Source organism: Cohnella rhizoplanae, assembly GCF_948329515.1.
GTDB classification, from domain to species: Bacteria; Bacillota; Bacilli; order Paenibacillales; family Paenibacillaceae; genus Cohnella; species Cohnella rhizoplanae.
In genome coordinates this window covers 233197-246382 of the sequence record NZ_CAOJCN010000009.1, presented here as the reverse complement: position 1 = coordinate 246382, position 13186 = coordinate 233197, and the positions used below count along the sequence as shown (strand labels likewise).

The following is a 13186-nucleotide window of genomic DNA, read 5'->3' as shown; positions in this document are numbered from 1 at the left end:
TCCGTTCCGTAAAAACGTCTTTTCACCGACATTTCCTCCGCTCTTTATAGTTTAATTCGAGTCGGAGAAAGTGTCCAAAGGGATTAGGGGGCTAAATAGGTAACCCGCTCCGATGTGCGCGCGATCGCACCAAAATGGTGCTGTTGCGCATCGGGTGCCGCGGCGCACACGCCAAGAGACCAGGATCAGCTTGGCGCAAGCGCACCAAGACCAATCGCCTCCCGTAGTGAAGGCGATCAGCCCGGCGCGGGCGCACCAAGACCAATCGCCTCCCGTAGTGAAGGCGATCGGCCTGGCGCAGTCGCACCAAGACCAATCGCCTCCTGTAGTGAAGGCGATCGGCCTGGCGCAGTCGCACCAAGACCAATCGCCTCCTGTAGTGAAGGCGATCAGCCCGGCGCAAACGCACCAAGACCAATCGCCTCCTGTAGTGAAGGCGATCGGCCCGGCGCGGGCGCACCAAGGCCAATCGCCTCCCGTAGTGAAGGCGATCAGCCCGGCGCGGGCGCACCAAGACCAATCGCCTCCCGTAGTGAAGGCGATCAGCCCGGCGCGGGCGCACCAAGACCAATCGCCTCCCGTAGTGAAGGCGATCAGCCCGGCGCAATCGCCCCAAGCGCAATCGCCCCAAGCCCCAACGCCTCCACCGCTAACATCAATGTCCTGCCAGCACGCTCTCCTCCGCCCGAACGTCGCTTGAGCCGCTCTTCTGCGAGGCCGGCTTGACGCGGCGGATGAACAGGCTGAGCGCGAAGCCGACGATCGCGAAGCCGGAGGTCAGCAGGAAGGTGTCGCCGAACGCGCCGACGGCCGCTTCGAGCGGATTGGGGCCCTTGTAGGCCGCCAAGACCTTGTCGCTGTGGGTGGACAGGTAACCCGTCAGACCGGCGACCGCGAAGGAAACGATGACCTGCTGGGCCGAGTTGGTGAGCGGCGTGACGCGGCTGACCAGGTCCTTGGGCGCCGTATTGAGGATGTAGGTGTTCATCGTCATCATCGACAGACCCATGCCGCAGCCGAGCAGGAACAGGTTCAGCATGATGAGGTAAGTCGGACGGTCCAGGGTGATCTGCGACATAAAGAGCAGCGCGGCCGAGATGAACAGCGTGCCGGTGATCACGATCGGACGCGCGCCGATACGGTCGAACAGACGGCCGCCGATCGGCATGCAGAGCATGGAGCCGAGCGCCTGCGGCAGCAGGATGAGGCCGGTCTCGAGCGGCGTATAACCCTTCACTTGCTGCAGCATGAGAGGAAAGAGGATAATGGAGCCGAACAGCGCCGCGTACAGGATCCAGGACAGGATAATGCCCTGCGTGAACGCGAAGCTGCGGAATACGCGCAGCTCCAGCAGCGGCTGCCGATGCCTCAACTCGACGACGATGAACAGCAGCAGCGACACGCCGCCTACGATGAGGCCGGTCAACGTACGGGCGGAGCCCCAATCCGAGCCGCCTTCGCTGACGCCGAACGCCAGCATGGCGAACGCGATCGGGCCGAGGATCATGCCGAGGATGTCGAGCGCCGGCGGCTTGCCGCGTTCGAAGACGGGCAGGTAGCGCCAAGCGACGAACACCGCGGCGACGCCGATCGGCAGGTTGATCAGGAAGATCCAGTGCCACGAGACATATTCGACAAAGTAACCGGACAGTACAGGCCCGAGCGCAGGAGCGAGTAGAATCGGGATGCCGAGTACGCCCATAACGACGCCGCGCTTGTCGGGCGGAGAGATGCGGAAGACGAGCGCCATGCCGATCGGCGCGACCATGCCGCCGCCGATGCCCTGGATGACGCGGAAGGCGACGAGCTGATCCGTCGTCGTCGCGAGCGCGCAGAGCGCGGAGCCGAGCGAGAATAGCACGATCGTCGCGATGAAGACGCGCCTCGCGCCGAACTTGTCGGTCATCCATCCGGCGAGGGGGATGACGGCGGACAGCGCGAGCGTATAGCCGGTGACGGCCCACTGCAGATGGTGAAGGGTGGTGCCGAAGTCGTCGACCAGCGTCGGGATCGCGACGTTGACGACCGTGGTGTCCAGGATAACCATGAACATGCCGATGATAACGGCGAGGAGCGGCGGCAGCAGCTTGAGCAGCGAGAAGGGCTCTGCTTGGGCCGGCGAGGCCGTGCGCGAGTTTGCCATGTGAACTCAATCCTTTCCAGATAAGGGCGTGAGCCTTGACGGAAGCTTGATTTTCCGTTAACGTTCTGACTATACAGTTTTAACAAAAACCGCACAGTCACAAAAGGCTACAGGCCTATTTGTATCGCTTTGGATAATCTTTGTCAATCTTTATTTTTCCGGGAGGGCCCATGAGCATCCTTAAGAATAAAATCGTAGAGTCGGCCGAGCGGATGTTCGCGGAAAAGGGCTATGAAGCGACGTCCATTCAGGATATCGCGGACGACTGCAGCATTGCCAAAGGCTCGCTGTACAAGTTTTTCCCTTCGAAGGAGGACCTGTACATCGAGATCATGGAGGTGCACTTTGCGCGGATCATGGAGGATTCCGAACGGATCCGGGAGCGGACCGAGCTGTCCCCGCGCGAGCTCTTCGTCGAGGAGATGCGCCATCAGCTCGACTATTTCCTCAATCACGGCTTGTTCGTGGCGAATTCGCTGAAGGAGAAGCCCGCGATCCCCGGCGACAAGCTCGGCCCGCTGCTCTTCCGCAAGCGCGCCCGGCTGCTCAACTTTAATCGCGGGGTGCTGCAGCGCCGCTACGGCGAAGCGCTGGAGCCGCATATCTGGGACGCGGTCATGATCCTGAACGCCATGGGGAAAGAGTATCTCCACTTGATGAAGACTTCCGCCAAGCCGCTATCGGTGCCTGCGCTGGCGGCATACATCGCCGACCGGATGGACGATCTGGTGGCGGGCTTGCTCGCGCGGAAGACGGAGCCGATGCTGCCGGCCGGCCTCATGATGGAGTTCGAGTCCGAGAAGCCGGAGACGCTGCGGGAATCGATCGAGCGATGCGCCGGCGCCGTGCTGGAGCAAGCGGCCTCCACGATCCGCGAGCTGAGCGTGCCCAACGCGCGCAAGCGGGAGCTGGAGCAGATATTGGAGCTGCTCCGGGAAGAGGGGGAGAAGAGCGAGCCGAGGCGCTTCCTCGTGACGGCGCTGCTGAACGAGTTGGCGACGGAGCACGAGCTCTCGCCCTATGCGGCCAGGATGCGCCTGTGGGCGGAGCAGCTGCTGAAGCCTTAGGGCTGCCTGCGCGACAAGCAGGATAAGATAAGCATACTTTTGCTTATATTTTGACGAGTACGGGCGTGACGAGCCGCTCTATAATCGGTACTGCAACCACCAGAACCGAGGAGGAGATTTAACGATGACGCAGCCCGCATTGACCGAGACCGAGGTGGAGTTTTACCGCAGCGAAGGTTATTATTTGCATAAAAAGCCGTTGTTCGGCGCGTCCCGAATGGCAGAGCTGACGGCGATCTTCGAGGAGCAGCTCGCCCAGAAGGGCGCGAAGCTGTCCGACGAGCTCGACACGCCGCATTTTCGCGACGAGCGCTTGCTCTCGTTTCTGCTGAGCGACGAGGTGCTGGACCTGGTCGAGCCGATTATCGGTCCCCATATCGGCCTCTGGTCGAGCCACTTCATCTGCAAAGACCCTTACGTCGGCCGGGCGACGCCCTGGCATGAGGACTCCGCCTACTGGAACGGACGCCTTAGCGCCTTCGACAAGATCGTGACCGTATGGCTCGCGCTGGACCGGAGCAACCGGGAGAACGGCTGCATGCGGGTCATTCCGGGCACGCACCGGGGCGGGTTCTCCGAGTACGAGGAGGCGGATGCAGGCCGCAATCTGTTCGCCACGCAGATCAAAGGCGGAGCGGACGAGCGCAAGGCCGTCTACTTCGAGCTCGAGCCCGGCGAGTGTTCGCTCCACGACTCGCGCATCATTCACGGCGCCGAGCCCAATACGAGCCCGCACCGGCGGTGCGGCTACACGATGCGGTACTTCTCGACCGAGGCGCGCGTCTATCCGGAGCGCAATCCGGGCTTCAAGATCTGGCTGGCCCGCGGCCGGGATATCGCAGGCAATCCGTTCGTCAACGTATAAGGCAGCGACGAGGGCGAGGCAGACGCCCGTCCGTTCGCGGGCAGAGGGGGACAATCGGCGTGAAAGGCATTCGACTGCGCGAGCCGGACCGACTCACGAATCGCGAATACATGCACCGGGCGCTTCCCTTTCGCCTGTACGTGCACGAGCTGACGGGCGACGTCGACGTGCACTGGCACGAGTTTTTCGAGCTGGGCTTCGTCGTCTCGGGCGAGGGCGAGCACGTGCTGAACGGGCGGTCGTCGCCGCTGCGCCGCGGCACGCTGTTCCTGCTGACGCCGGCGGACTTCCATGCGCTGCGCGTTCCCGCGGACGCCGTATGCGTTCATTACAATCTGATCTTCTCCGACGAGGCGCTGCGCGAGGAATTGCGGGCGCTGCTGTTCGTCCCCCGGAGGGAGAGCCTCGTCGTCCAATGCGCGGACGAAGAGATCGCGCGCATCGAGGCCGAATTCGCGCGCATCGCCGCGGAACTGCGCCAAGGGCAGCGCCCGGGCGCCAGCCTGATCGTCCAAGGGACGATCGAGCGGATCCTGATCGAGCTGATAAGGCGCGTCCCGGCCGCACCGGCCGACAGGCCGCCGCAGGACCCTGGCAGCGACCAGGCCGTCCGGCAGGCCATCGCCTACATGCAGATTCACTTCCGCGAGCCGCTCACGCTCGAGGCAACCGCCGCGCAGGCCCATTTGTCCCCCAATTACTTCAGCAGGCGCTTCAGGGAGCTGACGGGCATGACCTACCAGCGCTTCCTCCAGCAACTGCGGCTTCAATTCGCGAGCGCCCTGCTCAAGGTATCCCGGCTGCCCGTCACCGAGATCTGCTTCGCCTCCGGCTTCAATACGCTGCCTCACTTCGAGCGCGCGTTCAAGGCCGCCTTCGGCCAATCCCCCAGATCGCATCGCAGCGAGGCTTGATCCCGTTCCGTCGGGTTCAAACGAAACGTACAGCCCCTCATTTCGAAGAAAATTCGGCTCTTACGGCCAGAACGATAGTCATTTCCCGGCCTGCAGGGTAAATATTGTTCGTGAGGTTCGCCGGATTGACCATTTCTTTCGTTACCCCTTACTTGAAACTTTAGGGCGTTTGCGGCAATAATGTAATATCGAAGAAAATTAGGAGTGGTCGTTTGAAAAAGCAGAAGCCGATGTCCATGGATGAGTTGTTGAAGGATTTGCAAGGTCAGCGTACGTTCCAGGAAGACCCGAACCACATCTCGTTGGATAAATTATTCAACGAAGCGTTTATGAGCAAGCATACGAATTTCAGTTCGTTCCTCGCGTTTCTCGAGAAGGGCAACTTCCAGGTCTATTCCCATGAGGATATTAAGAACATCCATGAAGAGCTCTGGGAACGGCACGTAGCCCGAGAGACGAACTTCGCCGATTGGAAGACGATGCTCGATACGGCGAACGCCGAGTACACCGGCAAAAAAGCCTAACGCCCCGCGCAGCCGAGCTTAGCGCCGCGGAGTTCCCCCGTACGTTTCGTCAAGCGGGAACTCCCAAGCGCAGGGAATGCCTTCCCTCCTGTTTCTACTATTCAGTCGGCTTCTTTATTTCTACGTATCGAAACCCGGCGAGAGCGGCCATGCCGCAATCGTTTTTTTGTCGTTTGACGGGAGGAAGGCGTCGCTTGCGCCGAAGGTGCGGGGAGGCGGCTTTTTTGTTGCGTTTTCATGACAAAAAAATTTAAAGACGCAAAAAAGATTTGTCTCTCTATGCTCCGGCTATTATGATGGACATAGGTCGTTTGCATCAGCAAGCGCCCCAGTTGACGCTTCGCAGCTTAATCCGGAACGATGGCTCACAATCCCCGGCATCCCGCGGCAGCGCTTTCGAGACGCCCGGAGGCCCGACCACACAGACAGGATGATCATCATGAAGCTCCAGCCGCTGCGTTATTTTCGCAATTTCTCGACCACGCTCTTCCTTCGCCTGATGGCAGGCTTCTTGTGCATTATTATACTCCTCGTGTCCCTGACCGCGTACGCGCTGTCCGTCTCCAAGAACAACGTCCGCCAAGAGATCGTGAAGTACAACACGCTGATGCTGGACACCACGATGGAGAATTACGAAAAGCATTTCGACATTATTCGCAAGCAGATGTATCTTTTTATGTTCAGCGACCGCGTTCAGAAGCTCCAGCGGGAGCCGAGTTACTCGGATTTCGGACCGATCGTGGGCGACATTCTGTCCCAAGTGTCCAACTCGAACCTGTATATCGCCGATATCGTGTTCTATTCCAAGTCTCACAACTTCGTAATCGACAAGTCGACGAGCACGACGCCCGATAATTTGTTCTCCGTGTTCATGGCCGGCGAGAAATATCCAAAATCGTTCTGGGACGGCCAGTTCGAAGAGACGTATACGAACCGGACCTTTCCCGCCGACCGCTTCTACTCGCACGTATTCACCGCGCGGGAGGAGGTCGTCGGCGATTTCATTCCGATCATTTTCAAGCGCTCGGACAATAGAGACTTCTATATGGCGGTGTTCCTCGACGCGAGAAGGATGTACGAAGCGTTCCATCAATCGCTGAACGACGACTTCGTCATCTACGACCGCGAAGGCGATATAATTTTCGAACGCACCGCGACCGGCGATTTCCCTTCGTTAAGTTCGCTGAACGAGCGCGACGGAGAAGCATTCGTGGTGGACAACCGCTATCACTTTTATAAGAAGGGCGCCAGCGGCATGACCTACATGCACCGTCTGCCCGTCGCGGAGATCGTCTCGCAGACGCGTCTCAATCTCACGCTCGTCGTGCTGGTGGTCGCGGTCGTGCTGTTCAGCGTCATCATCGCGCTGCTCATGGCCGCCCGTATCAACAATCCGTTCAAGCAGCTGGTCGATTCGATCCGGGGTACGAGCGAGCCGGCGCCGTACCGTTCGAGCATCAAGGAATTCGACCTGATCAGCAACCAACTGCAGGACAAGAACAAGCTGATGAAGCAATGGGCGTTCATCCATCTGCTGAAGGATATCCGGGGAAGCGACCGAGACGCCGCGAAGCTTGAATTCTCGGACAAGCCGTTCGTGTTCGTCCTGTTCCAGGTCGTCGAGAAGAAGAACGCGAGCTGGGACGGCGGGACCTTTAGCAGCTGGCTTTACTATATGAAGGTATTTATCGAGGACAAGCTGAACCGCGAGTTCCCGGACGCGCTGACGAACCAGGTCGAGTACAACCAGATTCTGAGCCTGGTCTTCATCGACGGGCAGGAGACGCTGCACAAGCTGCTCCGGGAGATGAAGGCGGTGTTCGATCAGGACCGGGACAGCGGCACCATCACGATCGCCGTCACTTCGATCTACGATCGCTCGGATCAGATCAGCGTGGCCTACAGGGAGGTGCGGGACCGGATCGACGAGCGCGGACTGATCGACGAGACGCAGATCATCGCCTCCTCCCCGCGCCGGCAGACGGTCATCGCCTTCGCGCAGGAGGAAGAGGCGGAGTTCAGGGCCAACCTCAGGGAAGGCAATGCCGAGGTCCTAGAGCGGCTGATGGATCGCTTCTTCGAGAGACAGCGCGGCCAGGAGCTGTCGGCGGCTGCCTGGCTCCGCTTCGCGGAGTACGTTACGGAGAGAATCCGGGGCGCGGCCTCCGATCAGCTCGGAGCGCCGGCTGCCGAAGCCATCCTGGAGAACGCGGAGCAGCGCATCGCCGGCTGCGTCACGGTCGAAGCGCTGGAGCGTCTGCTGCGCGAATGGGCGAGGCGGACGGCGGAGGCCATCGAGGAGAAAAAGGACCGCAAGGATACGATCGCTACGTTCGTCATGAACTACGTCAATGAGCATCTGTCGGAAGAGATCTATCTGGACGCGCTCGCCGCCAAGCTGAATCTGAGCAGCGGCTACCTGTCGACCTACTTCAAGGACAAGACCGGCAAGAACTTCGTCGAATACGTAAACGAGACGAGGATCGAGCGGGCGATGAGCTTGCTGGTAAACGGACGGTCGAAGATCCAGGAAGTGGCAGAGGCGGTCGGCTACCGCAACATCGCTTCCTTCAACCGGATGTTCAAGAAGTACACGGGACTCAAACCTAGCGAGTACCGCAAGAGCATGCAAGTGGCTTCCGAAGAGTAAGAGCGGGCGGCAGGACGCGGGGACAAGCCCCGCGCCTGCCGCCTTTTTGCCCGATTATCGCTCGATTCTTTGCCTGTTTTACGAAAAGCTAATACTTTTTTAATACGCCTCGAAAAAAGTACAATTTTTAAAGACAACCGATTATTTACCGGGCGGGCCTTGGCGGCCTACGATGGGAGCAAGCCGAAGGACGGCCGGGGCGTCGCCGCGGCGGTTCGAAGGCAAGAGACGAAACGCGCAAGGCAGCCTGCTGACTACATTCGAAAAAGGAAGGGTGTCGAAATGAAAGCGTTAAATTCTAATTGGAAATGGGCGGCTGCGGCCATCGCAGTCGCGCTGACCGCAAGCGCTTGCGGCAACAATAACAATGAACCAGCCGCGAGCTCCGCGAGCTCTGCGGGAGCAAGCTCCACTGCCAGTGCGACGGCAAGCGGATCGGCGAGCGCGTCCGCCGCGCTGCCGGAACCGGCCAAGATCCGGATCTTTACGGAAAACAACACGGCGTGGCCGCCCAAGGCGGATTGGGGCGTATGGAAGTGGGTTAAGGAAGAGACCAACATCGACGTCGAGCAGGTGCTCGCGACCGGTCCGGAATCGCTCGCGCTGGCCGTCTCCTCCGGGGACATGCCGGACGTCCTGTCCGTCTTCCCGAACGATGTGGCGAAGTTCGGTTCCCAAGGCGCCTTCGAGGATCTGTCCAAGCATATGGACCAGATGCCTAACGTCAAGGCATTCCTCGACAGCCACCCGGACGTTCTGTCCCGCGCGGTGTCGCCGAACGGCGAGATCTACAGCATCTTCAACGACGGAGCGGGCGAAGGCAGCCAGATGGTCTGGTTCTACCGCGACGACATTTTCCAGAAGAACAACCTGCAGCCGCCGAAGACCTGGGATGAGCTGTACACGGTATCCAAGAAGCTCAAGGAAATCTATCCGGACAGCTATCCGTTCCTGTTCCGCCACGGCCTGAGCACGCTCGATACGTTCGGTCCGTCCTTCGATGTCTATCCGGAGTTCTATCAGGATCCGGCCGATCCGACCAAGATGAAGTTCGGTCTCGAAGACCCGAACGCCAAGACGATGGTCGAATGGCTCAACAAATTCGTCAAGGAAAAGCTCATCCCGCCGGACTGGCTGACGATGGATTACAAAGCTTGGACGCAGTTCATGTCGACCAACAAGGCATTCGTCACCGTACAGTTCATCGGTCAGATCGAGATCATGAACAGCCAGCTGACCGATGGCCACCTGCAGTTCATGGCGCCTCCGATCGGCGCCGGCGACAAGCCTTACCTGCCGAAGGGCGGCCAAGAGGGCTACGGACTGGCCGTCGCCTCCACGTCCAAGAACAAGGACGCGGCCTTCCGCTATCTGGACTACATCTTCTCCGAGAAGGGCAAGGACATCCAAAGCTGGGGCAAGGAAGGCGAGACGTACACGGTCGTTGACGGCAAGCGCAAGTTCAACGACAACTACAAAGAAGCGAACGACCTGCGCGTACTCTCCGGCATCCAGACCGCCGCGACCTACGGCTGGTTCGACTTCAACGCCTGGCTCTCGCTGGTCAAGCCGGAAGAGCAATACGCTTACGTCGAGGCGCCGAAGTACCGGTTCCCCGTCGCCTACAGCCGTCCGAACCTGACCGCCGACGAAGCGGCCGCGCTCTCGACGTCGAATGACCAGCTGTGGAAGTTCTGGACGGGCGAAGTCACGAAGTTCATCAACGGCGACCGTCCGATGAGCGAGTGGGACGCCTTCCTCAAGGAGCTCGGCAAGCATGATCTCGAGAAGGTCCGCACGACGTATCAGACGGCGCTCGATCGTCAGCTCGCCAATACGAAGTAAGCAACGATAGCAAGCCGCGGGGCCGTGCGTTGACAGCAGTGCACGGCCCCGTGCTTTTCCGGAAAGGAGTAGCGTCATGAAGCAATCGGTTTTTTACCGCATCAAGCGAAATAAAGTCTATTTGCTGCTTTTGTTACCCGCGCTGCTTTACTATCTTTTGTTCCACTACATCCCGATGTTCGGGATCGTAGTCTCTTTCATGGACTACAACCTGTTCAAGGGCATATGGCATAGCCCATGGGTCGGGCTCAAGCATTACCGGATGTTTTTCAGCAACCCCGACGCCTGGCTGATTGTCCGCAATACGCTCTTGTTGGGTTTATATAAGTTTATTTTCGGCTTCCCGGCGCCGATCGTGCTGGCGATTTTGTTCTACGAGATGCGTTGGAAGAAGTTCAGGCGGTTCGTGCAGTCCGTCAGTTATCTACCGTTCTTCCTTTCCAGCGTCGTCTTGTCCAGCATCATGATCATGCTGCTGTCTCCGAGCACCGGGTGGATCAACAAAGCCATTCAGTCTCTCGGCTACGAGCCGATCAACTTCCTGCAGCGGCCCGAATGGTTCCGGACGATCTATATCGCGTCGGACATCTGGCAGTCGACCGGCTACGGCACGATCATCTTCCTCGCGGCGCTGGCGGCCATCGATCCCCAGCTGTACGAGGCGGCGAGGATGGATGGCGCGAACCGTTGGAAGCAGACGCTCCACGTGACGCTCCCCGGTATCGTCCCGGCCATCGTCATCATGTTCATCATGAGCATCAGCGGCATTATCAATATTCCGTTCGACAAGGCGTTTTTGATCGGCAACGCGGGCAATATGGACACCGCGGACATCCTCTCGACCTACGTCTACCGGATCGGCATTCTCGGGGGCAGCATGAGCTATGCGACGGCGATTAATTTGTCCCTGGGCGTCGTCACCTTCCTGCTCGTCTATCTTACGAATGTCACCAGCCGCAAAGTGGGGGAGACCAGTCTATGGTAAGGAAAGGGAAAATCGGCGCATTCGACGTCGTCAATTTCGTGCTGCTGCTGCTGGTCGCGATCACCATGGTATTCCCGTTTCTGCATATGGCTTCCGTCGCGATCAGCACGCCGGAACACGTCGTCCGCAACGAGATCAGCTTTTTCCCGAAGGGGCTGCAGTTCAACGCCCTGCAGGCTGTGTTCGAAGACAAGCGGCTGTGGATCGGCTACCGCAATACGATCGGCTATGTCATACTGGGCCTCTTTATATCGATGGCTCTGACGATTACTAGCGCCTATGCGCTCTCGCGCCGGGGCCTCGTTTTCTACAAGCCGATCATGCTGTACATCGTGTTCACGATGATGTTTCACGGGGGCATGATTCCGTTCTACCTGGTCGCGCGCTCCTACGGACTCATAGACACGATCTGGGCGATGGTGCTGCCCAACGCGATCGTTACCGTCTGGCTTATCGTCATGCGGACGTTTTTCTCCGGGTTGCCTGTCGAGGTCGAGGAGTCGGGACGTATCGACGGCCTGTCGGACTTCACGGTGCTCACGCGCATCGTGATGCCGCTGTCCAAGCCGGTGCTGCTGACGATCGGCATGTTCTACACCGTCGCGATCTGGAACGACTTTCAAGCTGCGCTGCTGCTGCTCCGCGAGCCGAACCTGTTCCCGCTGCAGCTCGTAATCCGCAATCTGGTCGTCGTCGGCCAGGCTGGCGACGTGCTTGAGGCGACGACCAAGGACGGACAAAAGGTCATTCTCGAATCGTTGAAATACGGGGTCATCCTGCTCGGCTGCTTGCCGATCCTGATCATCTATCCGTTCATTCAGAAGCACTTTGAGCAAGGCGCCATGATCGGCTCCGTCAAGGGCTGATCCGATCGCCCATTCTCCATACGCTAAAGGAGCCGGACAACATGAAAACCATCACGGCCGCCGTCCTCGGCGCCGGAGGGAGAGGCCGAGAGTACGCCCAGTACGCGCTCGATTATCCCGGCGAGCTGCGCATCGCAGCCGTCGCGGAGCCCGACGCGACCAGGCGCGAAGCCTTCGCCGACCTTCACGGGATCGACGCGTCGATGCGCTTCGACAGCTGGGAGGCGCTGCTCGCCGGGCCGCGCGTCTCGGACGCCGTCCTCATCTGCACGCAAGACCGCATGCACTACGAGCCGGCCGTCAAGGCTCTCGAGCTCGGCTATCACGTATTGCTGGAAAAACCGATGTCGAACGATCCCGGCGAATGCGTAAGGTTAGGCGAATACGCCGAACGCACGGGCCAGGTGTTCGCCATCTGTCATGTCCTCCGCTACACGCCTTTCTTTTCGACCATCAAGCGGCTGCTCGGCGAAGGCCGGATCGGCGATCCGGTGACGATCGACCTGATCGAGAACGTCGGCTACTGGCATCAGGCGCACAGCTTCGTACGAGGCAACTGGCGGAGAGCCGACGAGTCCAATCCGATGATCTTGGCCAAGAGCTGCCACGATCTCGACATTCTGGTCTGGCTGGCCGGCGCGGACTGCGCCAGCCTGTCGTCCTATGGCGGATTGCGCCATTTCCGGGAGGAGAACGCCCCGGTCGGCGCCCCCTACCGATGTCTGGACGGGTGCCCGGTGAGCGACGAGTGCCCTTACTACGCGCCGGATATCTACCTGAACAACGTGGATAAGGTCTCGGAGCGGATTCTTCGCGGTGCGATCAGTCACGACACGAGCACGGAGGGGGTGCTGGAGGCGCTGCGTACCGGACCTTACGGAAGATGCGTATACCGCTGCGACAACGACGTCGTCGATCATCAGGTGGTCGCGATGGAGTTCGCGAACGGCGTCACGGCGACGTTCACGATGACCGCCTTCACGACGGACGGAGGTCGCACGCTCAAGATCATGGGGACGCGCGGGCAACTGCGGGCGCATATGGCCAAAAATACCATCGAGATCTCCGACTTCAAGACGGGTCGCGTGGAGACGATCGATCTCGAATCCACCGGGCTGAACCACGGCGGCGGGGACCGGGGCATCATGCGCGACTTCGCCAGGCTCGTGCGAGGAGAGGGGAGCGGGGACAGCTTGTCCTCGGCCGCCGTCTCGGTCCAGAGCCACATGATGGCGTTCGCGGCCGAGAAGTCCAGGCTGGAGCGGCAGGCGGTCCCGATCCGGGCTCTGATGGCGTCGGTCTTGTAATACCGAATGGCGCGCTCTAT

The 13186-nt window shown here is 59.8% G+C and carries 11 protein-coding genes; 10 read left to right on the top strand and 1 reads right to left on the bottom strand.

Annotation, left to right across the window (positions count from 1 at the left end; translation table 11 throughout):
• Window positions 1-190 precede the first annotated feature (190 nt).
• On the top strand, window positions 191-700 hold the full coding sequence (locus PQG80_RS15585; RefSeq protein WP_271752312.1) for a hypothetical protein: 510 nt from the start codon (window positions 191-193) through the stop codon (window positions 698-700).
• Here PQG80_RS15585 and PQG80_RS15580 read toward each other — a convergent pair.
• Window positions 656-2143: an MDR family MFS transporter gene (locus PQG80_RS15580; RefSeq protein ID WP_271752311.1), complete on the bottom strand. Its 1488-nt coding sequence runs from the start codon at window positions 2141-2143 to the stop codon at window positions 656-658. The genes PQG80_RS15585 and PQG80_RS15580 overlap by 45 nt on opposite strands.
• Before the next feature lie 170 nt (window positions 2144-2313).
• Between PQG80_RS15580 and PQG80_RS15575 the strand changes: the two genes are divergently transcribed.
• The 9 genes from PQG80_RS15575 to PQG80_RS15535 all read left to right on the top strand — a co-directional run bounded on the left by PQG80_RS15575 (window position 2314) and on the right by PQG80_RS15535 (window position 13166).
• Window positions 2314-3210 (top strand): TetR/AcrR family transcriptional regulator, encoded by an 897-nt coding sequence (locus tag PQG80_RS15575; protein WP_271752310.1) that lies wholly within the window; start codon window positions 2314-2316, stop codon window positions 3208-3210.
• A gap of 124 nt (window positions 3211-3334) precedes the next feature.
• Entirely contained in the window at window positions 3335-4075 is a 741-nt protein-coding gene (locus PQG80_RS15570) for a phytanoyl-CoA dioxygenase family protein (protein WP_271752309.1), read from the top strand.
• 59 nt (window positions 4076-4134) lie between these two features.
• Complete coding sequence (locus PQG80_RS15565; RefSeq protein ID WP_271752308.1) at window positions 4135-4989, top strand: AraC family transcriptional regulator; 855 nt, start codon at window positions 4135-4137, stop codon at window positions 4987-4989.
• Between the two features lie 230 nt (window positions 4990-5219).
• On the top strand, window positions 5220-5513 hold the full coding sequence (locus PQG80_RS15560) for a hypothetical protein (protein ID WP_271752321.1): 294 nt from the start codon (window positions 5220-5222) through the stop codon (window positions 5511-5513).
• A gap of 439 nt (window positions 5514-5952) precedes the next feature.
• A complete protein-coding gene (locus PQG80_RS15555; protein WP_271752307.1) occupies window positions 5953-8163 on the top strand; it encodes a helix-turn-helix domain-containing protein in 2211 nt (736 codons plus the stop codon).
• A 282-nt stretch (window positions 8164-8445) separates the two neighbouring features.
• A complete protein-coding gene (locus tag PQG80_RS15550) occupies window positions 8446-10008 on the top strand; it encodes an extracellular solute-binding protein (RefSeq protein ID WP_271752306.1) in 1563 nt (520 codons plus the stop codon).
• A 76-nt stretch (window positions 10009-10084) separates the two neighbouring features.
• A complete protein-coding gene (locus tag PQG80_RS15545; protein ID WP_271752305.1) occupies window positions 10085-10993 on the top strand; it encodes an ABC transporter permease in 909 nt (302 codons plus the stop codon).
• Entirely contained in the window at window positions 10987-11859 is an 873-nt protein-coding gene (locus PQG80_RS15540; RefSeq protein ID WP_271752304.1) for a carbohydrate ABC transporter permease, read from the top strand. Before PQG80_RS15545 ends, PQG80_RS15540 begins: the two co-directional genes overlap by 7 nt.
• A 41-nt stretch (window positions 11860-11900) precedes the next feature.
• Window positions 11901-13166 carry a Gfo/Idh/MocA family protein gene (locus PQG80_RS15535; protein ID WP_271752303.1) on the top strand — a complete coding sequence of 422 codons (1266 nt, stop codon included), beginning with the start codon at window positions 11901-11903 and terminating at the stop codon, window positions 13164-13166.
• Window positions 13167-13186 lie beyond the last annotated feature (20 nt).